Origin of the sequence: Rhodococcus sp. MSC1_016, from assembly GCF_023667485.2 — a bacterium.
Lineage (GTDB): Bacteria > Actinomycetota > Actinomycetes > Mycobacteriales > Mycobacteriaceae > Rhodococcus_F > Rhodococcus_F oxybenzonivorans.
In genome coordinates this window covers 4,231,982-4,254,122 of the sequence record NZ_JAMOZI020000001.1, presented here as the reverse complement: position 1 = coordinate 4,254,122, position 22,141 = coordinate 4,231,982, and the positions used below count along the sequence as shown (strand labels likewise).

The 22,141-nt window shown below is 64.1% G+C and carries 17 protein-coding genes, 4 tRNA genes and 2 pseudogenes; 8 read left to right on the top strand and 15 right to left on the bottom strand.

The features are described from left to right. Positions 1-62: 62 nt before the first annotated feature. On the bottom strand, positions 63-1,019 hold the full coding sequence (locus L1080_RS19705) for an acyl-ACP desaturase (RefSeq protein WP_109327265.1): 957 nt from the start codon (positions 1,017-1,019) through the stop codon (positions 63-65). Positions 1,020-1,503: 484 nt separating this feature from the next. Between L1080_RS19705 and L1080_RS19700 the strand changes: the two genes are divergently transcribed. After that, a complete protein-coding gene (locus tag L1080_RS19700) occupies positions 1,504-2,091 on the top strand; it encodes a hypothetical protein (RefSeq protein WP_159919665.1) in 588 nt (195 codons plus the stop codon). A 10-nt stretch (positions 2,092-2,101) separates the two neighbouring features. On the opposite strand, the gene L1080_RS19695 is transcribed toward L1080_RS19700, so the two are convergent. Beyond that, complete coding sequence (locus L1080_RS19695; RefSeq protein ID WP_250770656.1) at positions 2,102-3,190, bottom strand: NAD(P)-dependent alcohol dehydrogenase; 1,089 nt, start codon at positions 3,188-3,190, stop codon at positions 2,102-2,104. A gap of 48 nt (positions 3,191-3,238) precedes the next feature. After that, entirely contained in the window at positions 3,239-3,712 is a 474-nt protein-coding gene (locus L1080_RS19690; RefSeq protein WP_250770653.1) for a DUF4334 domain-containing protein, read from the bottom strand. A 128-nt stretch (positions 3,713-3,840) separates the two neighbouring features. Here L1080_RS19690 and L1080_RS19685 point away from each other — a divergent pair, with 128 nt between their 5' ends. Further along, the gene (locus L1080_RS19685) at positions 3,841-4,425 is read left to right on the top strand and encodes a TetR/AcrR family transcriptional regulator (protein WP_250770650.1); all 585 of its coding nucleotides are present in this window, start codon (positions 3,841-3,843) and stop codon (positions 4,423-4,425) included. Positions 4,426-4,474: 49 nt separating this feature from the next. Here L1080_RS19685 and L1080_RS19680 read toward each other — a convergent pair. Further along, positions 4,475-4,550, bottom strand: a tRNA-Lys gene (locus L1080_RS19680). 317 nt (positions 4,551-4,867) lie between these two features. Here L1080_RS19680 and L1080_RS19675 point away from each other — a divergent pair. The 5 genes from L1080_RS19675 (at position 4,868) to L1080_RS19655 (ending at position 6,975) form a co-directional block, all read left to right on the top strand. Then, positions 4,868-5,524, top strand: a complete 657-nt coding sequence (locus L1080_RS19675; RefSeq protein ID WP_250770647.1) for a TetR/AcrR family transcriptional regulator — start codon at positions 4,868-4,870, stop codon at positions 5,522-5,524. Between the two features lie 98 nt (positions 5,525-5,622). Beyond that, positions 5,623-5,695, top strand: a tRNA-Glu gene (locus tag L1080_RS19670). A 110-nt stretch (positions 5,696-5,805) separates the two neighbouring features. Next, positions 5,806-5,879, top strand: a tRNA-Asp gene (locus tag L1080_RS19665). 66 nt (positions 5,880-5,945) lie between these two features. Further along, positions 5,946-6,019, top strand: a tRNA-Phe gene (locus tag L1080_RS19660). Positions 6,020-6,324: 305 nt separating this feature from the next. Beyond that, entirely contained in the window at positions 6,325-6,975 is a 651-nt protein-coding gene (locus L1080_RS19655) for a TetR/AcrR family transcriptional regulator (protein ID WP_159919675.1), read from the top strand. A gap of 785 nt (positions 6,976-7,760) precedes the next feature. Here L1080_RS19655 and L1080_RS19650 read toward each other — a convergent pair. Further along, positions 7,761-8,036 (bottom strand): tudor domain-containing protein, encoded by a 276-nt coding sequence (locus L1080_RS19650; RefSeq protein ID WP_159919677.1) that lies wholly within the window; start codon positions 8,034-8,036, stop codon positions 7,761-7,763. Next, positions 8,029-8,952, bottom strand: a complete 924-nt coding sequence (locus L1080_RS19645; protein WP_159919679.1) for an MBL fold metallo-hydrolase — start codon at positions 8,950-8,952, stop codon at positions 8,029-8,031. Before L1080_RS19645 ends, L1080_RS19650 begins: the two co-directional genes overlap by 8 nt. Before the next feature lie 644 nt (positions 8,953-9,596). On the opposite strand from L1080_RS19645, the gene L1080_RS19640 reads away from it, so the two are divergent. After that, on the top strand, positions 9,597-10,214 hold the full coding sequence (locus L1080_RS19640) for a TetR/AcrR family transcriptional regulator (protein ID WP_250770643.1): 618 nt from the start codon (positions 9,597-9,599) through the stop codon (positions 10,212-10,214). 245 nt (positions 10,215-10,459) lie between these two features. On the opposite strand, the gene L1080_RS19635 is transcribed toward L1080_RS19640, so the two are convergent. The 9 genes and pseudogenes from L1080_RS19635 to L1080_RS19595 form a co-directional block, all read right to left on the bottom strand. Beyond that, positions 10,460-11,377 carry an alpha/beta hydrolase gene (locus L1080_RS19635; protein ID WP_250771088.1) on the bottom strand — a complete coding sequence of 306 codons (918 nt, stop codon included), beginning with the start codon at positions 11,375-11,377 and terminating at the stop codon, positions 10,460-10,462. A gap of 112 nt (positions 11,378-11,489) precedes the next feature. Continuing rightward, positions 11,490-11,993 carry a tautomerase family protein gene (locus L1080_RS19630; protein WP_250770640.1) on the bottom strand — a complete coding sequence of 168 codons (504 nt, stop codon included), beginning with the start codon at positions 11,991-11,993 and terminating at the stop codon, positions 11,490-11,492. Positions 11,994-12,866: 873 nt separating this feature from the next. Then, a pseudogene (locus tag L1080_RS19625) lies at positions 12,867-13,943 on the bottom strand (transposase). 287 nt (positions 13,944-14,230) lie between these two features. Continuing rightward, on the bottom strand, positions 14,231-16,018 hold the full coding sequence (locus L1080_RS19620; RefSeq protein ID WP_459031374.1) for an AMP-dependent synthetase/ligase: 1,788 nt from the start codon (positions 16,016-16,018) through the stop codon (positions 14,231-14,233). Between the two features lie 132 nt (positions 16,019-16,150). Continuing rightward, a pseudogene (locus L1080_RS19615) lies at positions 16,151-16,489 on the bottom strand (NAD(P)H-dependent flavin oxidoreductase); the annotation flags it as partial. 330 nt (positions 16,490-16,819) lie between these two features. After that, positions 16,820-17,719: an MBL fold metallo-hydrolase gene (locus L1080_RS19610; protein WP_159926921.1), complete on the bottom strand. Its 900-nt coding sequence runs from the start codon at positions 17,717-17,719 to the stop codon at positions 16,820-16,822. A 309-nt stretch (positions 17,720-18,028) separates the two neighbouring features. Further along, positions 18,029-19,813 carry an AMP-dependent synthetase/ligase gene (locus L1080_RS19605; RefSeq protein WP_250777697.1) on the bottom strand — a complete coding sequence of 595 codons (1,785 nt, stop codon included), beginning with the start codon at positions 19,811-19,813 and terminating at the stop codon, positions 18,029-18,031. A 490-nt stretch (positions 19,814-20,303) separates the two neighbouring features. Further along, on the bottom strand, positions 20,304-20,789 hold the full coding sequence (locus L1080_RS19600) for a tautomerase family protein (protein WP_159919691.1): 486 nt from the start codon (positions 20,787-20,789) through the stop codon (positions 20,304-20,306). A gap of 338 nt (positions 20,790-21,127) precedes the next feature. Then, positions 21,128-22,045, bottom strand: a complete 918-nt coding sequence (locus L1080_RS19595; protein ID WP_159919693.1) for an alpha/beta hydrolase — start codon at positions 22,043-22,045, stop codon at positions 21,128-21,130. Positions 22,046-22,141: the final 96 nt, after the last annotated feature.

The window sequence follows — 22,141 nt, the reverse complement described above, 5'->3', positions numbered from 1 at the left end:
AGTACTGACAAAAAGCGTGCCCGGCACCGAATCCGGTACCGGGCACAGGATAGCTGTTTCGGCTAGGAAGCCTTCTGCTCGCGCTTCTTGGCCTCGCGAGCAAGCATGCGGTCGCGCTGCTCCTCGAACTTGGTGGCCTGGCCCTCGAGGTTCTCGAGGAAGGCGCCGAGCGACTCGCGGATTTCTTCGCCGCGGGCCGTGAAGTCGGACCGCTCGAAGATGTTCCACTTGCGCAGGACCGGCATGACGACCTCTTCGAGGTGCTGCCGGAGGTCGTAGATGCCGTGCTTGGCCATGAGCACGCCGTTGCGGCGGAAGTTCGGCATTCCCGCGCCCGGCATCTGGAAGTTCTGGACGATCATGTTGATGGCCTCGAGTGCCTGGTCGGGCGCGAGATCGAGGGCTGCACCGCACATGTTGCGGTAGAAGATCATGTGCAGGTTCTCGTCGGCCGCGATGCGCTGCAGCATCTTGTCGGCGACAGGGTCCTTGCAGGCTTTACCGGTGTTGCGGTGGCTCACCCGGGTGGCCAGCTCCTGGAAGGTGACATATGCCACCGAGTGAAGGAAGCCGGCATCGACGTCGGCGGGGGAGGCGAAGCCGTTCGTCATGTGCTCCATGCGGAAGCGCTCGAGCTGGACGGGGTCGACGGCGCGGGTCACGACGAGGTAGTCACGCATCACGATGCCGTGACGGTTCTCCTCGGCGGTCCAGCGGCCGACCCACGTCCCCCACGCGCCGTCCTGGGAGAAGTTTTCGGCGATCTCACGGTGATACGAGGGAAGGTTGTCCTCGGTGAGCAGGTTGGTGATCATGGCGGCCTTGGCGACCTCGTCGAGCTGTGACTGCTCCGGATCCCAGTCGATCCCGCCCATCGCAGCGAAGTTGCGGCCTTCGTCCCACGGAACGTAGTCGTGCGGATGCCATTCCTTGGCCATGGAGATGTGGCGGTTGACGTTCTCTTCTGCGACCGGCAGCAGCTCCTGCAGCAGCTCGAGTTGGGTCAGATCCCTCGCCATGTGTTTAGCCTCCATATAGCTCACTGTGACTGTCGTTCAGCCTACGGCACCGTAAGTACGTCGGTAAACGCCTTCGGTGCGCCGGAGACCGAGGAAGTTACCGATCCGTAATCGAATCTCCGGGGTCTGTCGCCGCGACACGGCCGACCGTTACAGACAGTGTACTGGGAGACGCCGATGGGCAGTGACCTGCGCGGTTATGCGGGAAAGATCATCACGTCGGCTGGCCGGGCACTGTGGGCGGTCACAGATTGCGGCGTTTGCCGAGGTCGTCGTTACGTGCCCGAGTCGTAGGCCGTGCACTCGTTGACCGTTCCGTGTCCGATTTCTTCGGTGTGTCGTGCCGTGATGTGAGTCCCGACACGCCGTGACGCTCCTCCACGAAAACAGGCTTCTTCACGACGGCAGTGCACGTGGTTGCGCTGGGCCCCGGCACAGCCAACAATCGGGTCATGGCAACTGTGCCGACGCAGGGGGACGAACGATGACGGCAGACATCAGCGGTTCCACCACACCAGCGAAGCCGGGCTTGCCCGCCTGGGCGAAGAAGGCTATTGCTGTCGCTGCGGTCCTGGTAGTCCTGGTCATCGCCTATTTCATTCTGGCGGCCTACCTTCCGCGGGCGTGGGCGCAGAACGTCGGTGGGCTGGCCGACGGCAGCTTCGGTGCCGGGATTCTCTGGGGCTTGTTGTTCGGCTTCCTGTGCACTCTCATTCCACTCCTGCTGTTCCGCGGAGCGTGGCGATTGTTCCGCCGGCGCCGATTCAAGCCGATGCAGGTCATCATGCTGGTTGTCGCCGTGATCGTCGCGCTGCCCACTCTCCTGACTCTCAGCGTGGTGCTCGGCGGAAACAGTGCGGCACATGCGGGCGAACGGATCATGGATGTGGACGCGCCCGGGTTCCGGGGGGCGTCTCTGGCCGGCGCGATCATCGGCGTCGTCGTCTTCCTCGGCGTCATCGGCCTCACCTACACCTATCGCAAGCGCGGCGAGGATCTGGCCGAGCTCCGTGCCGATGCCGATTCGAAGGGCTCGGCGACTGGACCCGGCGAGGCGCCGTCCGCACCCTGAGGGTTGCCGATCACCACACCAGCACCGGTTTGACGACGCTGCCGGAGGTCTGATCGGCCACGGCACGATCGATGTCTGTGAACGGGTATCGGGTGACGAGCTGGTCGACCGGGAACTTTCCGTCCGCGTGCAGGGCGAGGAGCCGCGGAATGAAGGACTTCACCGACGAGTCGCCCTCGATGCAGCCTCGCAGCGTCTTGCCCTTGCGCATCAGGTCCTGGATGTTCACTGTGACGTCCGGTGCGCCGAGTCCCACCACGACGGCCGTGCCCCTTTCCCGCAGTACCGAGACGGCCTGGCCGATCACCGCCGGAATTCCCGTCGTATCGAGCGTATGGGTGGCGCCGCCGCCGGTCAGGTCCCGAATCTCTGCGACGACGTCCTGGGTGGCCGGATCGAGGGCCACAGCACCGAAATCCTCCGCGAGGGCGCGTCGCGCAGGAACGGTATCTACCGCGCACAGCGTCGCAACCCCGCTGACGCGGGCAGCGAGAAGGGCTGCGAATCCGACGCTTCCGGCGCCGAAGACCACCACGGTCGAATCGTCCTCCGGAGCAAGCACATTCAGAACTGCCCCCGCCCCCGTCTGGAAACCGCATCCGAAGGGCGCCGCAAGGGTGAGATCCACGGACTTGTCCACCACGACCACGTTGTCCGCCGTCGCCACCACATACTCGGCGAAGCTGGACTGGCCGAAGAAAGCAGCCCGCACCTCTCCACCGTTCTGCGTGATCGTCGTCGATCCGTCCGGTCGGCGTCCCGAACTGTTGAGCTGTGGGGCGCGTTCGCAATAGGCGGGATGCCCGCCGCGGCACTGCCGGCAGGCGCCGCAGTGCCGATAGCTGAGCACCACGTGGTCACCCGGTGAAATATCCTCCACCAGCGCGCCCACCTCCTCGACCACTCCGGCGCCCTCGTGCCCGAAGACGGCCGGCCCCATCGCGGCGGGAAGCGTCGACTTGGCGACGAGGTCGGTGTGGCACAGCCCGGTAGCAACGATGCGCACGACCACCTCGTCGGGACGCGGATGATCGAGCTCGACCGTTTCGAGCGAAAAGGACGACCGGGGGCCACGGGAAAGCGCGGCCTTCATCTGCATGGGGGTGTCCTCGGTGTCGAGGGGACGATTCGTCGATTCCTCACCGGATCAGTCTCTTTCGAGGACGAAGTAGTAATGCCGGCCACCATCGAGGACGAGTGCGGACTTGCCGTTCATGATGCCCATCAAGGTTGTGTCGTCGACCCGTTTGAAGTGATCGAAGATGGGCGCGCCGTCGTAGACCATGGTCGCGGTCACCTCACCCCGGAACTCGATGTTCCACAGGCTTGCCTCCCCGTTTCCGCTCGCGATGTCGGAGAAGAGGTTTCCGTCCGCGTCCCGGCAGATCAAAGGTTTCGCGTCTTCGAGCGAATTGAACGTCTTTCCGTGCCAACGGCTCGCGGCGAGTTTCTCGTGCAGGCGATGCCCGGTGGCGAAGTCGTCACCCTTCCACTGCCCGAGGATCCCTTCGGCGCGCACCGGGTCGAGCGCTGCCCACACTGCGTCGAGGTCGTCGGGGGATACGCCGCTCTCGAGCCGGCGGAGTGTGCTGAAGGTGCTGCGTGCCTCATCGATGTCCATGGAGAGTCCTCCGGAGAGAGCGCGTGGAGGCTGCGCTCGGCGTGATGTTCGCGAACCATTTGGTTCGCCGAGACGGAACCTTACGCCGAACCAAATGGTTCGGCAACGGTCAACTTAGGATGACCCGTATGCGTTCAGCCGGTGAAGCCACGAGGGAACGGATTCTCGCTGCGGCGAAGGAGGAGTTCGCTCGCCACGGAGTGGCCGGGGCCCGGATCAATCGCATCGCGGCGGCAGCCCGGGCGAGCAAGGATCGGTTGTACGCCTATTTCGACAGCAAGGAAGCGCTCTTCGACGCGGTCTCGCACCAGTGGATTGTCGAAACGACCGAAGAGACCGCGCTGCGCGGAGACGACCTGCCCGGGTACGTCGGCCGACTGTTCGACAACTATCTGGCTCATCCCGAGAACGCGAGACTGCAGGAATGGGCCGATCTGGAGATGGGCGAGCTGGACGAGGAGAACGATGTGCGGATCCGCGCATTGCGGCCCAAGATCGCCGAAATTCGTCGCGGCCAGGAGGCGGGGTTCATCGACCCGTCGTGGAACCCCGCTGAGTTGCTGCTGGTCATCACCGACATCGCGCGCACGCTTGCGGCGACACGTCTCGCGTTTCACGGCGGAAGATCGGGTCAGCGCGGCGCTGCCGAACGAAGACAGACGGCTGTCGAGGCCGTGCGGCGACTGATCGCGGTGCCGGGCGCCGAGCCCTGAACGGGCCGCTGACCCCTTACCCGGCGAAGGCGCCGAGTAAGGGGAGTGGTGGTGCCCCCAGTAGGGCTCGAACCTACGACCTGCGGATTAAAAGTCCGTAGCTCTACCAACTGAGCTATAGGGGCGCGGAGCCAGAGTCTAGTGCGCGGACGGCCGGGATGAGAACTGGACCCCCCGACACGCCGTCACCTGTCTCGAACCGACGGGTGGGCTCGGGTGCGCACCCCCTGCAGCGCACCCGAGCCGAACTCAAATATACCACTCGGTGTGTTTTTGGCAGGGGTCTGTTTACCGCCCCATAAAAATCCTGAAGTCTGATCGAGCGCCGTTTTTCATAGCGGACAGACTGTTGTGTCGGTTTTTTCGAAACGGGCATACTGTTATGTGAGACTTCGCGTCCTGGACGTCGGAGCCCGGAACAGCCGGAGAGGGACCAACCGCCATGCCACGTCAACAGGAGCGTGCGCGACGTACTCGCGCTGCACTGGTGGAGTCAGCCGCGATCGAATTCGCCAAGCGCGGTTACGCCGCTGCGTCGGTGAACACGATTCTCGAGGGCTCGAACGCCACCAAGGGGGCGATGTACTTCCACTTCCAATCCAAGGAAGAACTCGCCCGAGCTGTTCTGCAGGCTGGGGTCGAGCAGTTCACCGCCCTGACGGAACGCTGGACGCGTCGCAACGACCTGGACCCCTTCGAGGCGCTGCACTGCCTCGTCGTCGATCTGGCCGAGCTGTTCCGCACCAATGTGATCGTGCAGGCCGAATTCCGGCTCATCATCGAGCCCGAGTTCTACGCGGACGTGCAATCCGGTGGTTCGCAGGTGTGGGGCGCCACCGCTCGCCAGTTCGCCCTGCGCGCGCAGAAAGAAGGGCTGCTGCGGGAGGGTGTCGACACGGAGAAGTTCACCCGCGTGCTGGCGGCCTCGTTGGCCGGTCAGAGGTACATGGCGGATCTGACGGAGCTGAGGGGCGATCTGGCCGACCTCTTCGAGGAATCGCTCGAGGTGGTTCTCGCTGCGATGGCATCCGAGCAATGGCTCGAGAAGTTTGCCGGGCAGGGATGGCCCGAATGTCGATCAGATCTGCCCGAATCATAGTTTGACCTGGCGATTTGGGATTTTCTCGATCCGTGTCCTAAGCTATCCAAGCTCCCAACGGAACGCCGTTGAGGTACTGGTTCGGAGAAATCCGACGGGCCCCCTTCGTCTAGCGGCCTAGGACGCCGCCCTTTCAAGGCGGTAGCGCGGGTTCGAATCCCGTAGGGGGTACGTTTGACCGGTGTCGAGCATGCGGTATGGTTCGACAGCAGTAAAAGTGGGACAGCAGTAAAAGTGACATGCAGTATCGCTTCACTTGTGAAGCACAGCAGGACAAGCAAGGCCCTGTGGCGCAGTTGGTTAGCGCGCCGCCCTGTCACGGCGGAGGTCGCGGGTTCGAGTCCCGTCAGGGTCGCAGATGCGTATCCGATACCTGGTATCGGATACGCAATGCGATAGGCATTCGGTTCGGGTGCCGTCCGGCCAGGTAGCTCAGTTGGTACGAGCGTCCGCCTGAAAAGCGGAAGGTCGCCGGTTCGATCCCGGCCCTGGCCACACACTGTTTCTGCCGGTCAGAAACGTTCTTGGTGAATCCAGCTCCTAATCGGGACGCATGGGTCAGCACTTACGGGGCCACTGACGAATGTGCCGCCGCGGCGACCACTGCGCACCCGTAGATCGTGTACCTATATCCAGCGCACGCATCGGCGTAAGTCCCCATCGCCCGGCCGGACCAGCCGCCCGGTCGACGATGCAGGAAATCGCACCAGGAAATCGCACAAGATCCTCCGCTCGACCGAACCGACCGGTCGCGCATGGGCACCGTTGATGTGTTAGATAGCGATCGCTATACTTCGAGTATGTCAGCCAAAACCATATCCCCGCGTGATCGCCTTTTGGCTGCCGCGGACGATCTGTTCTTCAAGGAAGGCATTCGCGCCGTCGGGATCAATCGCATCCTCGAGCAGGCGAATACGCCGATTATGACCCTTTACCGCCACTTCGGCTCGAAGGACGGGCTGGCAGCGGCATATCTGGAGCGTCGCGGTGAGCGACTTCGCGACGAGGTCGGCGGTGAAGTGGAGCGGCGCGCGAAATCGCCGCGGGAGGCGATCCTTGCCACCTTCGACATTATTCGTGAGGGACTCGAGGTGGGAGATTTCCGGGGCTGCCCGTTCATCAACGCGACGGTGGAGATGGCGTCGCCGGATCACGAGGTCGCTCAAATAGCGCGTCGATACAAGGATGCCGGTCGACAGGGGTTCGCCGAACTCGCGGCGGAGCTCGGTGTGTCCGATCCGGCAGGACTGGCCATTCAGTTGACGCTGTTACTCGACGGCGCCAGCGCATCCGCCGTCCTGTTCCAGGATTTGAATGGCGCAATGCACGCCCGTTCGGCGGCTGAAATCCTGATCGACAGCGCCTTGGCTGCTCGCCCGCGCGACGCTGCCGAGACGCAGCAGGAAGCCGTGCAGCCACAGAATTTTTCTGACGCCAACTCGGTTGCCTGACGTCTTCGGCTATTCGGTCACTTAGGCCGCGCATGACCACGCGCTCGTTCGGCGCGGCGACCATGAGCAGCGGGGTGGGTTGGCGGGACGCAGCGGCAGGTAGCAGTGTCGACCGGCCGCGGCCAACCGTTCCGGATTTGGACCGATTGGCCGCAGGCTGTTGCTCGCGCAGCTCCCTGAGTGGAGATGCGGCTCGCGTGGGTCTCGCGATCCAAGACAGCTGAGATCGTTTGCCGGTGAACGAGTCGGGTTGTGAAGCGCTGCAGTGGAGGTGCTGGCAAGAGTCCGATGCCGCGGAGGATCGAAGAAGACTGCGTCCTCAACAACGTCCGGAGAGGTAAATTCTCCACCGAACCATCCTGCACGGATTTCTCATGTTCGGGGCTGTCGGCGAACTTACTTATGGTCCAGAGGCAGATCGCGAGAAGGGGAACGCCCACCAAGAACGGAACTCACCACCCTCAGGAAGTCATCTGTGACTCGGACAGGAGGCTCGACATCGCACCGACACAGATGGCCGCCAGTGCGAAACCGCCGGGTCGTGCCCACTATCCTGATCGCTGTATCCGGCTGCCGATTCGGTCCGCCGGGCGTGTGACGGTCGAGCCTGTGCCGCCAACCGAGCGATCCCGGTGCGAGACCGATCGAGGCGTCGAACCAGCCGGGAGTCCACCGTGGTGGGGGATCTCCGAGCTGGTTCGTCCTCAGGCGCAGGTCACAGCTCGACAGCGCGAAATTCGTTGTCGATGACCATGTTCGAAGTTTGGCATTGCCGGTTTAACGGGTCACGCCGACTTCGCTTCAGGCCTCCTATGTATCGGTTGCGCGCCCTGCGAATGGCCGCTGTCGATGGCGGCGAGGCGGCCGGCCGCGACATCGTCAATGGCTTGACCTATGGGGTGGTTCATCAACTCCGGTGAACACGCGAGGAGCTGTCGCAGGCGGGCGAAGAACACCGCTTCGGTGATTCCGAATTCCACCATGATGTCTTCGGGATTCCCGCCACCGAAGCGATACCACCGCTCCGCGAACGCCATCATCCGGCTTCGCTCGTCACTCACCGATCTGCGTGGCGCTGACCGTGTTACGAGCCTCGAAGGCGTTGAAGGCCGAGAAATACAGCGTCCAGAGGTTGCCGTGATAGGGGAACTTCTCCTGCATGGTCGCGATGAGTTCTTGCGCGTCCTTTGCGATTTCGTAGGCGGCGGCGAATTGTGTGATGTAGGCGCGGGTCAGCGCGATCATCGTCTCGACCGCGTAATCGTCGCCGTCGGGCCGGCGGTGGCCGGCGACGATGATCCGAGGGTTGAGCTTCTCCACGAGGTCCACGGTTTCGAGCCAGTCCTGCCACTCGTCGGGCGTCGCCAGGCCGAGCATGGGGTGGATCTCGTTGTAAATGGCGTCACCGGCCACGACGGCATCGATCGCCGGGATGTGCACGATTGTGGTCGGGCTGATGTCGGCCTGCTTGACCTCGATGATCTTCAGCGGTGAACCGTCAACGTAGAAGGTGTCGCCCTCGATCGGTTCGGGGAGCGCGTCGCCGGAAACGCTGGAGTCGCCGAACATCAGCTTCCACTGCTCAGCGTGCTCGTCCCTGGTCTCCTTGATGGCCTCGACGACATGGGGCAGCGCGACACACTTCGCCTCGGGGAACCGCTCCTTCAGGGGACCGATGCCGAGGTAGTGGTCAGGGTGCGCATGCGTGACGTAGATCGTGGTGAGGGTCTTGCCCGTGCGCTCGATGAGGTCGCCGAGGTCTCGGACGTCGTCCTCGAGGTACTGGGCGTCGATGAGTGCGACCTCGGTCGGGCCACTCACGATGGTGGAGGTGGTGGGTGAGAAGGTTCCGGTCTCCAGTCCGGGGAAAGGAGACGGGATCTCGGGCCAGCGACCGACGTAGACCGTCGCGCGGATCGGCGGTGTAGCCGGTGTCGATTGCGAACTGACGCCGACGGAGTGAGCATCGATGGTCACGTGGTACCTCCAGGTTTGCGGGGTAGAAGAGCGTTGGCGCGGCCCGGTGTGGCCGACAGAAGCGCTGTGGAGAGAGTACTTTCTATCACACTTGAGGGCAAGGGTCTGAAGTAGTTATCCGACCCTCCCGGATCTTGTTCTCCAGCTTCCTGGGGCGTCGTAGAAGTACTCGGATCAGGCTGATTACGACGACATCGGCGACTTCGAAGCGTGGCGACGCCGGTCGACGGATTACCCGCGGCGGGTCGGCGGAGCCAAGTGGGCTCGGGAGTTGGCCGCGTTCAAGTTGCTGTTCGACTGGGCAGTGGTCACCGGGTCGGTGCAGCGTTGCCCTGTGGCGACACACACGGTGCGTCGTCGCGACGGCGCAGGCACGAGCCGCCCGACGGTTCAGTCATGGCGGTGGCGGTGGCGGTGGCGGTGGTGAGTGTTTGGGGTCGGCGGACGGTCCGTTAAGGGAGGGCAGTCTCTATTACAGGCAAGGTAGGAGCATGGAGTGAGTACCCGATCCATCAGCCCGACCGCCCCGTGGCGGTCCGGCCGCACACGGCAACGGGCCCCGACACGTGCGCCTGAAGAATTCGGTGTGTGAACAGTGCACCGCTTTGATTTGTGAGATAGCGTTCGCTCGCTATTATCTTGGCATGACAGCAACGAAAATCTCCCCGCGCGAGCGCCTCCTGGCGGCCGCGGATGATCTCTTCTTCAAGGAGGGCATCCGCGCTGTGGGGATCAACCGCGTCCTGGAAGAGGCGCGGACGCCGATCATGTCGCTGTACCGCAACTTCGGCTCGAAGGATGGGCTGGCCGCGGCATATCTCGAGCGTCGCGGCGAGTGTTATGTCGAGGAGGTTGCCGGCGAGGTCGTGCGACGTGCGTCCTCGCCGCGGGAGAAGATACTGGCGACCTTCGACGTCATCGGTGAACGGCTCGAAAAGGGAGACTTCCGGGGCTGTCCCTTCATCAACGCGACCGTCGAGATGGCGTCACCGGACCATGAGGTCGCGAAGATCGCGCGCCGCTACAAGGAGGCCGGGCGGCAATGGTTCGCCGAATTCGCGGCCGAGGCCGGGGTGCCTGATCCGGCAGGACTCGCTATCCAGCTGACGGTGCTGTTGGACGGCGCGGCCGCGGCCGCGGCCCTGCATCAGGATTCCTCGGGTGCCATGTACGCCCGCTCGGCTGCCGAGACCCTGGTCGACGCCGCGCTGGCCGCCGGCTCGACCGGCTCGACCGGCGACGACGTGCGCGATCGTCGGTAGCAGGACTGATCCGGAGTAGGAGGTAGTCGCCGGGCGCTTTCTGGCTGTTGCGTACCGGCGCGTCAGCAGCGGGGTGCGTTCGCCCTCGCGGCGTACGGACTCCGGTCGGGCAGGGAATGGTGCGTGCGCCGCGGACGGTTCGGGGGGGTGGCGTCGATCACGGACAGCGTCGCGGCGGCCTCTCCTCGTGCCCGTGCCTTGCTGGGGGAACGAAGTGAGACCGCCGCGCTGACAGAGCCTTGATCTCAGGCTGGTGCCGGGACCACCTTCTGCGCCAGGTGTTCGAGGAACCACTCGCGCGCCGCGCCCGAGGAGAGCTCGAAGGGGTGGCCGGTGTATGCGTCGAAGTGGCCGCCGGGGATCGAGACGAGGCGCTTGGGCTCGGCCGCGGTGTCGTAGGCCTCCTTGGCCCACTCGGCCGGCGTCACGATGGTGTCGTCCTCGGCAACCACCATCAGCAGCGGGGTCGGAGCGACGAACTCGAGGAACTCACCGGCCTCGTAGCCCAGCTCGGTCGAGCGTAGCGTCACCTCGTTGCGCCACGCGGTCCCCTCGTAGGCCGAGAAGAACGCGTAGGCGTCGGGCGTCGGCATGACGGCCGGTTGTGTCGGGTCCGCGGTGACCACCGGGATCATCGCGGGCGCCTCTCCTCGGGCTCGCGCGAGGCGATCGGCGGCCTGCCCGTCCCAGGCGGCCTGCCAGAATTCCTTCGGAACGTTCGCCTCGAAGGTGCGCCGCCCGGAGACCGCCGGCACCTGGCCGCACACGGCCTTCACGCGCCGGTCGATCGCCGCGACGACGAAGGCGTTGCCGCCCGCGTAGCTCGAACCCCACACCCCGATCCGTGAGGCGTCGACGTCGGGCCGGGCCTGTGCGTAGGTGATCGCGTGCTGGTAGTCGCGGACCTGGTCCCACGGGTCGATCTCCTGCCGGGGCTTGCCCGGGGCGGTGTCCGAGGCGCCGAACCCGCGGTTGTCGTAGACCACGCAGGCAAGACCCGCGGCGGTGAACGCCTCGGCGTAGGGTTCGAGACCCATTTCCTTGGTGCACGAAAATCCGTGCGTCATGATGACGCACGGCACTTCACCGGATACGCCTTCGGGCTTGTAGAACCAGCCGCGCAGCGTCACACCCTCAGCGTCGAACTCGATATCTTCACGCATCGGCGTCTCGCTTTCAGTAAACGTCATGTGAATGCTTCTCAGGATGGTTTGGGGTGCGTGCCGCGGCACGCACCCCAAGGATCGGTCAGGTTGGTACTGAGAAGGTGCCTGTTCAGGAAGTCGCCACGATCAGTTCGTCGGCGCTGTACGACGAGCTCCGGTTCTCCTTGAACCAGCGCCGCTCGGCCGGTGACTCCGGGGGCGGCGGCGTCATGCCGTCGATCTTCCAGGTTTCGAACGGCGCTGTCTCGACGTGGAACTCAACCTCGTATCCACGGTCCGCGATGTACGGCTTGAGCACCTCGCTGACCATCGCGAAGTAGTTCTCCAGGATCTGCTCGACGGAAATCCCCATCAGCGCCGCGGCCCCCTCGTTGGTGCGGGCGATGTGGACAACCTCGATCTGGATGAATTTGTCATGGGACTGACCGCCGACGAAGAACGAGTCCGCTTCGATCTCGTGGAAGACCACCGTGGTGTAGAACCGCGGGAGCTCGAAGCCGAAGTTCTCCTTCGACGTGGGTCCGGAATAGATATCGCTGATCTTTTTCGCCAGATCAGCCTTCTCTTCCTTCGTGTAGGCATTCTTCGGGGTGAACAGCTGCCACAGCGGCATTGGTGCTCCTTGTGATCTGGTGGGCCAAAATGCAAACGGTTCGTCAGCGGCGCCGACCTCGAACTCTTCGCCGTGGTGAACGTTTAGCGGGATCGCGCGGGGTGCGCCGGTGTGCTTATTCGGTGATCGGGTCGACGGTCAGGCTCCCTCGTGGGGTCTGACCGGGAGTCGTCGTGATCAGCACATTCTCGACAGTAGAGTGAGCAATCTCTCTTGTCAATGATGTGCGTGGATTTCATCACAGAAGGCCTGTGTCACTGCCGGCACGGCGCAGGGGGGTTCCGCTGCCGGCGGAAATCGTCACATCCCCGACCGTCGCGTGCACGTCCTGGTGTGAACCGAAAGGGATTGCCGCACTGATGTTTAGGGAGTGGTGTCGGATGCGTGTGTGGGCAAGCGGCCGGCCTCGATTCTGCCCGAACTGGTGGGGATCCTGCGCCGCCACGAACTCGCATCGACAACGACACCGGCCGCGCTGCGGTGAGACACGTCGGCGGCCGGCGGCGACCGCCGTCTGGCGAATGCAGGAACATCAGCGCGAGGGCATTGGCGCACCGGGCCGAGCGCACTGCTGAAAAGCAATGTACCGGTGTCGAATTGGGCGGCCCGTGACGGCGCGGGACCGAGGTTGTTCGGGATCGACCGGTGTCCACGACAACGGCAACACCGCCGGGGATTGCCTGGACCATGGCGCTGCAGTCGTTTCTGGCGAACTACTTTCACCCAGAGGGGAAGCTGATCTGTAGGCCCTGGGTGGGGGCGGCTCGACGATCAGCAGTGGAATCGTCGCCCCGTTGAGGACGGGCGGTTCGCCGGGTCAGTGGTCCGCGTTGGTGCATGCCACGCTCGAGGGGGGTGTCCCTATGGTTTGCGTCAAGCCGCTGAGGGAATTGGATTCCGGTAGAGTTCCTTGTTCTCGAGCATGGCGTAGAGAACGTCGCAGCGGCGTCGGGCGAGGCAGATCAGGGCCGCGTTGTGTTTTTTCTTCGCGGCGCGCCTTTTGTCGTGGTAGGCGCGACTGGTGGGGTCGTGGAGGGCGTCGAAGGCGCACAGGAACAGGCCGCGTTAGAGTTTCTTGTTGCCAGAGCGGGGCCGGGTGCTCACCATGGATCGATGAGCCCGGCTTTCGGGTGACAGGGGCGATGCCGGCATAGGCCGCCAGGTGCGCGGCGGACGGGAAGGCGGAGCCGTCGCCGACCTCGATCAGGATTCGAGCTGCAGTCCTGACGCCGATGCCGGGCATCGAGGTCAGGACCGGGGAAAGAGGGTGGTCATCGACGACCCTCTCCGCGTCCGCGTCGACCGCTTTCCGTTGCTGAAGAGTCTCTTTCAGGGTGCCGGCGAGTTTGGGAAGAACGGTTTCGGTGGCCGTGGTGCCGGGCACCACCACGGTCTGCTGGTCGAGGGCGGCAAGGATGTCGGTGGCCAACCTGGCGCCTATTCGGGGTGCGTGCTTGAACGCGATCGTTGTGAGCTTGCGCTTGCAGGCCTACCGGATTCCGGTTGGCCCGCCGCAGCGGGAGAGGATCTCGAGCACCGCCGGATGGGCGATGCGGGGCCCGAGGACCCGCTCGAGGGCGGGGTGGATGGAGGTGAGCGGGTCTCGGATGCGGTTGCTGACCCGGGTGGCCTCGCCGGCGAGGTCGTCGTCGAACCCGACGAGGACCTCGACTTCGACGATGCGGCGCATCGCCAGTCTGGGCAGGTAGCCGACGTCGTGGCCGCCTACGCGGGCACGGTGACCGGTAGGGCGCCGATCGTATTGGGTTGGTCGACGACCACCAGCACCGATCCGTGGCTGGCCAGGCGGCCGAACACCGCCCGCAGCTTCGCTTCGTCGTTCGGTAACGCCTTGTCGTAGATCTTCTTTCCGGCGGCGGTCAGTCCGACGGCGTGGTACTCGCCCTCGCTGACCTCGATGCCGCAGTACACGGCATAGTTCGAGTCGATTCGGGCTCGTCCCGTGTGTCTCGGTCGGCCGGTCGCCGATCCGGCATCGACGCCCGGCACCCACGTTACGAAGAGGCCTACTCAATTTCGGTTGGCCCTGTCGCTATCAGCGGTCCGTCGACGCCACCACCCCCGGCGACACCACCCCCCCGGATCATGCGAGAGACAGGGGCAAGGAGTCATACCGGGTCTGGCGACCGTAGCCCTTCTGTGAAAGAGCGTGAATAAGGTATCGGGTGTGTTTCGCCGGTGGGGTTGTGGGAGCTGTCCCGGCGCTGGTGCGATGGTTACTTCGCGTAGAGTTCCTCGATTTGTGTGGCGTATTTGGTGACGACGTTTCTGCGTTTGATCTTCATGGTGGGGGTGAGTTCGTCGCTGCCGGGTAGCCACGGCTCGGCGACGATCGTGAATTTTTTGATTTGTTCGACGCGGGAGAGGTGGCTGTTGGCGAGCTCCACACCGGCCGCGACCTCGGCGATGGTGGCGGGATCGTCTGCCGCTTTCCCGGCGGCGCCGTCGGGGTCGAGCGTGATCAGGGCGACGTTGTAGGGTCGGCCGTCGCCGATGCACGCCGCCTGCCCGATCAGGGGGCTCGAGGATCTGAGCCAGGTCTCGATGTTCGCGGGCGACATGTTCTTGCCGGCGGCGTTGATGATGATGTCCTTCTTGCGGTCCACCAGCCGTACGTAGCCGTCGTCGTCGATCGTGCCGATGTCGCCGGTGTGCAGCCACCCCTCGGAATCGATGGCCTCGGCGGTCTGCTCGGGCTTGTTGCGGTAGCCCCGCATCACGGTCTGGCTGCGCACGAGGAGCTCTCCGTCGGGAGCGAGCTTGACCTCGAGCCCGGGGATCGGTACTCCGACCGTGCCCACCCGGTTGCGGTCCTTCGGGTTGACGGTCATCACGCAGGACGTCTCGCTCATCGCCCACAGCTCGCAGATCGGGATCCCGACGGCGGCGAAGAATTCGAACACATCGCGCGGGGTGGGCGCCGATCCGGTCAGGAACCATTCGGACTGGTCCAGCCCGAGCTTGCGGCGGATCTTCGAGCCGACGAGCGTGTCGGCGATTTTCGCCTGCAGGTCGAGTATCGGGCCGACGGACCGGCCGTCCTGCTCGGTACGGGCCTTCTTGATCCCGGTGTCGATGGCCCAACGCGTCAGCGTGCGGCGCGCGACGTTGGGGTCGGCGTCGATGTCCGCCTCCACGGCCGCCTTCGCCTTCTCCCACATCCGCGGCACCGGCAGGAACACCGTCGGGCGAAGCTGCTGCGCGATCTCCATCACCTTGCGTGCGTCCGCGCACGTGGTGACGGTGAAACCCCACACCGCCAGCGGCGAATAGTGTCCGCTCCACCGATCACCGATGTGCGCGGCGGGCAGGAACGAGATGGTGCGGCCCCCCGGCGTGACGGGCAAGATCTGCTGCAGGGCACGGATCTTGGTCATCATGTTGTGATGGGTGAGTTCGACTCCCTTGGGCGGTCCCGTGGTGCCGGAGGTGTAGATCAGGGTGAGGACGTCGTCGGGGCGGACCGCCGACCAGGCTGCCTCGAAGTCGAAGTGCTCGTCGCCGCCCGCCTCCACCTCCTCGAGGCTCAGGGTGCCGTCCGGTGCGCCGTCGACGACGATCAGGTGATCGATCGGGGTGCCGCCGTCACGGACAGCGGTCAGCCGGTCGACGAACGCACGCTCGGTGATCACGATGCGGTTACCGGCGTCGGCGAAGAGATACTCGATCTGATCGTGCGCCGAGGTGTTGTAGATCGAGAAGGCAAGGGCACCGAGGTGCATCGCAGCGAGGTCCACCAGATGGAACTCGGGCCGGTTGGTGAGCATGATGCCCACCGTGTCCCCGCGCTCGACGCCCAGGGCCGCGAGACCGGCCGCGACCCGCCGCACCCGCTCGGCGAGAGTGCCGAACGTCAGCGAGACACCGTCATCGGCGGTGCGCACGGCAACCTGGTCCGCGCGGGCGGCCGCGGTGATCTGGAACGCCTCGCACACAGTGTTCGCGTGCAGCGCGCGTTCGAACGCCTCACCGGTAGATGTGTCGGCGGTGCTGGTTGCCTGCATGTGTGATGTCTGCCTCTCGCGTAGTGCCACAGCCGCTACGATAGAGAGCGATCACTACCACGTCAATACCGTGAGTGACATGGGGTGACGACACCGTGGGCGCTCTTCCGTCGCGGGTCGAGATCCTGCCACGCGTCCGCGTGCTCCTGAGGCGAGGTCGGCGAGGGTGGCGCCGGGTTGTGCGGAGCGGCGGGCGATTTCCTCCGAGATCGTGTTGCGGGCCACCCGGGCGGTGCTGTTGAACTCGCGGAATACCAGTTGGGTCGCGCGTTCGTCGTTGGCGACGATCTGGTCTTTCACGTTTTGGTGGACGGGGGCTTCGGTGGAGGCGACGAAGCGGGTGCCCATGTTGACTGCGGATGCGCCCAGGGCGAGGGCGGCGACCAGGCCGCTGCCGGTGGCGAAGCCGCCGCTGGCGATCAGGGGGATCTGAACCTTGCGGGCGGCTGCGGGGATGAGGACGAGGCCGGGTCGGGACCCGGGACCGTTCCGGCGGAACCTCGATGTTGAATCGGACCGTTGGTCCGTCAATGGACTTGTAGATTCCCGGTTCGCTGTGAACTGTGTAGTTGAATGCGTCGGTTGCGAGCGAATGGATGGCGAATGAACTCCTCATCGGCGCGCAGTTCCCGGTCGTCTGCGTCGGGGGCCCCGGACGGCGCGGTGTCCACCCGCGCCGCACCGTCCGGGTCGTCACTGCCGACCACGACAAGCGCACGGACAGGCTTCACGCTGCCGATCTCGCGGTCCCCTCGAAGGAGTTTCGAACCTTTGAGCGTCGACGAGGGGGCAGCTGGGCGGCTACTGGCCGGAGGGCGCGCCAGCCGTGGTTCGCATCTCTATCGCAGAGAGGGCCGAGAACGTCAGGGTCCATTCGTTGCCGTGGTGCGGGAACTTCGCGGACATGATGGCGATGAGGTCTTGAGCATCCTTCGCTACGTCGTACGCGGCCGCGAATTCTTTGATGTAGGAACGGGTTTGTTGAATCATCCTGTCGACTGCGTAGTCGTCGCCGTCGGGTCGACGGTGTCCGGCGACGATCTTCCGCGGCTTCAGGTTCTCTACGATGTCGACGGTTTCGAGCCAGTTCGGCCAATCGTCGGCTGTCGACAACCCGAGCATGGGATGGATCTCGTTGTAGATCGCGTCGCCGGTCACAACAGTGTCGATGGCCGGTATGTGCACGATCGTGGTGGGGCTGATGTCGGCTTGTTCGACCTCGATGATCTTCAGTGGCGAACCGTCGACGAAGAACGTGTCGCCGTCGAACGGCTCGGGAAGAGCGTCACCTGTCACGACCGCATCGCCGAACATCTGTCCAAACTGTTCGGCAAACTCTTCGCCGTTCTTTCTCATCTCCTCCACGATGTGCGGCAGCGCAATGCATTTCGCTTCGGGGAACCGTTCCATCAGCGGGCCGATCCCGAGGTAGTGGTCGGGATGTGCATGGGTAACGTAAATCGTAGTGAGTGTTTTCCCGGTGCGCTCGATGAGGTCGCCGAGGTCCCGGACGTCCTCTTTAAGATATTGGGCATCGATGAGTACTGCTTCGGTAGGACCGCTCACGATGGTGGACGTGGCGGGCGGAAAGGTGCCGGTATCCGGCCCCGGGAACGGGCTGGAAATTTCGAGCCACCTGCCGACGTACACCGTCGCGCGAATTGGCGGTGCGACCGCAGTGGGGTGAGCGTCGATGGTCATGTGTCCTCCAGATGTTCGGGGTTGGTTGACTTTGGCGGCCGTGGTCTGCCGGCCAGCGCTATGGAGAGTGTAATATCTATCACACTCAGAAAGCAAGGGGCCCAGGCCTTTTCGCGTATCTCGGGGACCTGAGCACGCACCGCTTTCGTGATGTTGCGTCACAGTGCCCGTCGGACAGAATGGTGAAGAGTCACCGAAGGTGGAACGGCAGAACGAAACTGCCCTTCTCAGGTTGGAAGTCACCACCGGCACGACTCCTTCGTCGACGGGTGTTCGTGCGTTCAGCGTCGCCCCCTGTGCCGGGCACGTCTATGTCGAGTAGAGGTCGTCGATCTGAGTGGCGTACCTTGTCGTGACATTCCTGCGTTTGATCTTCATCGTGGGTGTGAGCACGTCACTTCCGGGCAGCCAGTAATCCTCGACCACCCTGAACTTCTTGATCTGCTCCACCCTGGAAAGTTGAGAGTTTGCAAGGTCGACCCCGGCTGCAACCTCGGCGATAACGGCGGGATCGCTTGCCGATCTCCCGGCAGCCGCGTCGGGGTCGAGGGTGATCAACGCGACGTTGTACAGCCGTCCGTCACCGATACAGGCGACCTGCCCGATCAACGGGCTGCTCGACCGCAACCGTGACTCGATATTCGCCGGGGACATGTTCTTACCGGCCGCATTGATGATGATCTCCTTCTTGCGATCGACGATCCGCACGTAGCCGTCCTCGTCGACCGTCCCGATGTCACCGGTATGGAGCCACCCGTCTTTATCGATCGCCTCGGCGGTCTGGTCGGGCTTGTTCCGGTAGCCACGCATGACGGTCGCCCCACGGACGAGCAGCTCCCCGTCCTCGGCGACTTTCACCTCGATTCCGGGCAGGGGTAGCCCCACCGTGCCCTCCCGGATGGCGTCGCGCGGATTGACGGTGATGGCGAGGGACGTTTCGCTCATGCCCCACACTTCGCAGATGGGAATACCGATTGCCGAGAAGAACGCGAACACGTCGCGGGGAGTCGGGGCCGATCCAGAGAGGACCCAGTCTATCTTCTCCAAGCCCAGCATCCGACGAAACCTGTCGCCGATGAGCGCGGCCGCGACCGATGCCTGAATGTCGAAGATGCTGCCGAGAGAACGGTTTTCGCGTGCGGCCTGTGCCTTCTTGATCCCGATGTCGATGGCCCAGCGCAGCAGTGCGCGCCGTGCCCAGTTGGGGTCGGCCTCGAGCTGAGCCTCCACTTTGGCCTTGGCCTTCTCCCAGATACGGGGCACCGGCTGGAACACCGTCGGACGCACCTGCTCCACGACGTCCAGTATCTCGCCGCCGACCGGATGTGGCGTGACTGTGAATCCCCAGATAATCAGAGCGCAATAGTGCGCACCCCACCGATCACCGATGTGCGCGGAGGGAAGGAAGGAGACGAAGCGACCGCCCGGTGTGGTGGGCATTGCCTGTTGGAGCGCACGAACTTGACTCATCAGGTTGTGATGAGTGAGTTCCACACCCTTGGGTGGGCCTGTGGTGCCCGAGGTGTAGATGAGAGTCAGGAGGTCATCAGGAGCGACCGCCGACCACGTTGCGTTGAAATCGAAGTCCGGGTCGCCCGCTGCTTCCACGTCATCGAGGCTGAGCGTCCCCTCCGGTGCGCCGTCGACCACGACGATCAGGTCGAGCGGGGTGCCGCCATCGCGCACGGCCACGAGGCGGTCGACGAACGCTCGCTCGGTGATCACGATCCGGTTTCCGGCATCACCAAACAGATATTCGATCTGATTGTGTGCGGACGTGTTGTAGATCGAGAACGGCAGGGCACCGAGGTGCATGGCGGCCAGGTCGACGATGTGGAACTCCGGCCGATTCGTGAGCATGATGCCGACGGTGTCGCCGCGCCGAACACCCAGCGCCGCCAAGCCGGCCGTCAGGCGTCGGACTCTCGACGAGAGTGCGGCGAACGTCAGTGAGACGCCTCCGTCGACAGTGCGCAGAGCGACTTGGTCGGCCCGCGCTGCCGCGGTGATCTGGAACGCCTCGCACAGGGTCGCAGCGTGTAGTGCGCGAGTAAACGCCTCGCCGGGATCGTTGGCGACTTCGAGTGCGTGCATGTGTGATTTCTGCCTCTCCATGTGATCGCCCGCTACCGTAGAGAGCGATCCCTACCATTTTAAAAGCCAATAGTGTCATTCGTCTGCCACGTCGGCTATTGCCGAGAACACGCGGCCCTCACCAGATCCGCCGAGTTCCTCGACGGCCTTGCTGAGCGTGTCCGCATTTCGACCGAAGATGCCGACAGCCCGGCAAGCGCAATCATCCGGGCTACCGACCACTCGATGTCCGATGAGCCGCCCGTGACAAGTAGGCGCGGAGCCGGAAAATGTTGATCGGGTCCAACTTTCGCCTCACACTCGAACATCGGCCACGACCACGACCACGACCACGCAAGCGCACCCAGACTTACGGGCAGGTCGGCGTGCGTAAAGGCATGGTTCTCGCCTTTTGCTGTTGCTCGAACGGGCCGACGGCCCGGGTCTGTGGGGGCACAGAGACCCGGGCCGGGATTACGGAGCGTTGGTCAGACTGTGGGTCGCTCGGTATTCAGCCCCTGGGATCGACCAACCCCACGATCTGGCCATCCGCGTTAAGACCGACCGTTTCGGTCCAGTCGTACGGGGATGATTTGTTGTCCTTCATCCACCGCTGCTCCGCCGGTGAGCGGAACGGCGGCGGAGTGAACCCGTCGACCCTCCACAGCTCGGCCGGCATCTCCCCGATGCTTATTTCCCAATCGTGTCCCCGGCCGTCGAGCCAAGGCCTGATGGTCTCGGTCAGCATGTCCATGATGAACTCCTGCATCACCTTGCCATCTATCGCTCGTGCGATGTGTTCCACCTGGAGGCGAACAAAGTTGTCGACGGCCTCGCCACCCCTGAACGCGTTCCTTTTCTCGACCTCGTAGAAGAACACGTCGCAGTAGAAGGCCGGCATTTCTGCCGCGTAGCGAGCTGTGATGGCCTTCGCGAAGTCCTCCTTGTCCTGGTCGGTGTAGGCCCCAACGGGGTGGTGGATTCTCCAAAACGGCATGACTATTTCTCCTTTTGATTGTGAAACGAGTGCTCACACTTGTGGTGGCCACGCCCAGATCGGACGAAACCTTGTAGTTCGGGATGCCGACCCCGCTCGCCGCGAGATCGCAAAACGCTGGGCATCTTGTCGAGGGCCTCATGCACCGATGTAGTTGCCGTCGCGGCGCTCGGGTTGTTTTCCTACCGCCGCAGCACCTCCGCGACGAGCTGAACGGCGGCGGGGAGAACCCGTTGATCTTCCGGATCGGCCGGCAACTCGCTGATGATCATTTTCCAGCCGTAGTCCCGCTCCGTACCCGCTTATTGCCAGGACCGCAGCGGGGTAGGCCCTAGATGTCAGACCGATGCCGGGGTGACCTTCTGCGCCAGGTGTTCGAGGAACCAGTCGCGTGCCGCGCCCGAGGAGAGCTCGAAGGGGTGACCGGTGTATGCGTCGAAGTGGCCGCCGGGGATCGAGACGAGACGTTTGGGTTCGGCCGCGGTCTCGAACGCCTCCTTGGCCCACTCGGCCGGCGTCACAATGTTGTCGTCCTCGGCAACCACCATCAGCAGCGGGGTAGGAGCGACGAACTTGAGGAACTGGCCTGGCTCGTAGTTCAGCTCCAACGAGCGCATCGTCACCTCGTTGCGCCACGCGGTCCCCTCGTAAGCCGAGAAGAACGCGTAGGCATCGGGCGTCGGTAGGGCTGCCGGCTGCGTCGGGTCCGCGGTGACCACCGGAATCATCGCCGGTGCCTCTCCTCGGGCTCGCGCGAGGCGATCGGCGGCCTGCCCGTCCCATGCCGCCTGCCAGAACTCCTCGGGCACACCCGCCTCGAATGCGCGCCGCATCGAGACCCCGGGCACCTGACCGCACACGGCCTTCACGCGGCGATCGATCGCCGCGACCACGAACGCGTTCCCGCCCGAGTAGCTCGAACCCCACACCCCGATCCGCGAGGCGTCGACCTCGGGCCGGTCCTGCGCGTACGTGATCGCGTGCTGGCAGTCGTGGATCTGGTCCCACGGGTCGATCTCCTGCCGCGGCTTGCCCGGAGCCGTGCCCGATGCACCGAACCCCCGGTGGTCATAGACCACGCAAGCGAACCCCGCGGCGGTGAACACCTCGGCGAAGGGTTCGAGACCCATCTCCTTGGTACACGAGAACCCGTGCGTCAAGATGATGCACGGCAGCTCTCCGGACGCGTCGTCAGGTCTGTAGAACCAGCCCCGCAGCGTCACTCCCTCAGCGTCGAACTCGATATCTTCACGCATCGGCTTCTCCATTCCAGTAGGTGTCTTGTGCATTGCCTGTTCAGGCAGTCGCCACGATCAGTTCTTCGGCGCTGTATGACGAGCTCCGGTTCTCCT

Bases quoted from the DNA above. Each gene is read 5' to 3' on its own strand.
- L1080_RS19620 (WP_459031374.1), bottom strand. From the start codon at position 16,018: ATGCAGGCAACCAGCACCGCCGACACATCTACCGGTGAGGCGTTCGAA.
- L1080_RS19635 (WP_250771088.1), bottom strand. From the start codon at position 11,377: ATGCGTGAAGATATCGAGTTCGACGCTGAGGGTGTGACGCTGCGCGGC.
- L1080_RS19640 (WP_250770643.1), top strand. From the start codon at position 9,597: ATGACAGCAACGAAAATCTCCCCGCGCGAGCGCCTCCTGGCGGCCGCG.
- L1080_RS19630 (WP_250770640.1), bottom strand. From the start codon at position 11,993: ATGCCGCTGTGGCAGCTGTTCACCCCGAAGAATGCCTACACGAAGGAA.
- L1080_RS19675 (WP_250770647.1), top strand. From the start codon at position 4,868: ATGCCACGTCAACAGGAGCGTGCGCGACGTACTCGCGCTGCACTGGTG.
- L1080_RS19605 (WP_250777697.1), bottom strand. From the start codon at position 19,813: ATGCACGCACTCGAAGTCGCCAACGATCCCGGCGAGGCGTTTACTCGC.
- L1080_RS19690 (WP_250770653.1), bottom strand. From the start codon at position 3,712: ATGGACATCGATGAGGCACGCAGCACCTTCAGCACACTCCGCCGGCTC.
- L1080_RS19700 (WP_159919665.1), top strand. From the start codon at position 1,504: ATGACGGCAGACATCAGCGGTTCCACCACACCAGCGAAGCCGGGCTTG.
- L1080_RS19600 (WP_159919691.1), bottom strand. From the start codon at position 20,789: ATGCCGTTTTGGAGAATCCACCACCCCGTTGGGGCCTACACCGACCAG.
- L1080_RS19610 (WP_159926921.1), bottom strand. From the start codon at position 17,719: ATGACCATCGACGCTCACCCCACTGCGGTCGCACCGCCAATTCGCGCG.
- L1080_RS19695 (WP_250770656.1), bottom strand. From the start codon at position 3,190: ATGCAGATGAAGGCCGCGCTTTCCCGTGGCCCCCGGTCGTCCTTTTCG.
- L1080_RS19595 (WP_159919693.1), bottom strand. From the start codon at position 22,045: ATGCGTGAAGATATCGAGTTCGACGCTGAGGGAGTGACGCTGCGGGGC.
- L1080_RS19705 (WP_109327265.1), bottom strand. From the start codon at position 1,019: ATGGCGAGGGATCTGACCCAACTCGAGCTGCTGCAGGAGCTGCTGCCG.
- L1080_RS19655 (WP_159919675.1), top strand. From the start codon at position 6,325: ATGTCAGCCAAAACCATATCCCCGCGTGATCGCCTTTTGGCTGCCGCG.
- L1080_RS19685 (WP_250770650.1), top strand. From the start codon at position 3,841: ATGCGTTCAGCCGGTGAAGCCACGAGGGAACGGATTCTCGCTGCGGCG.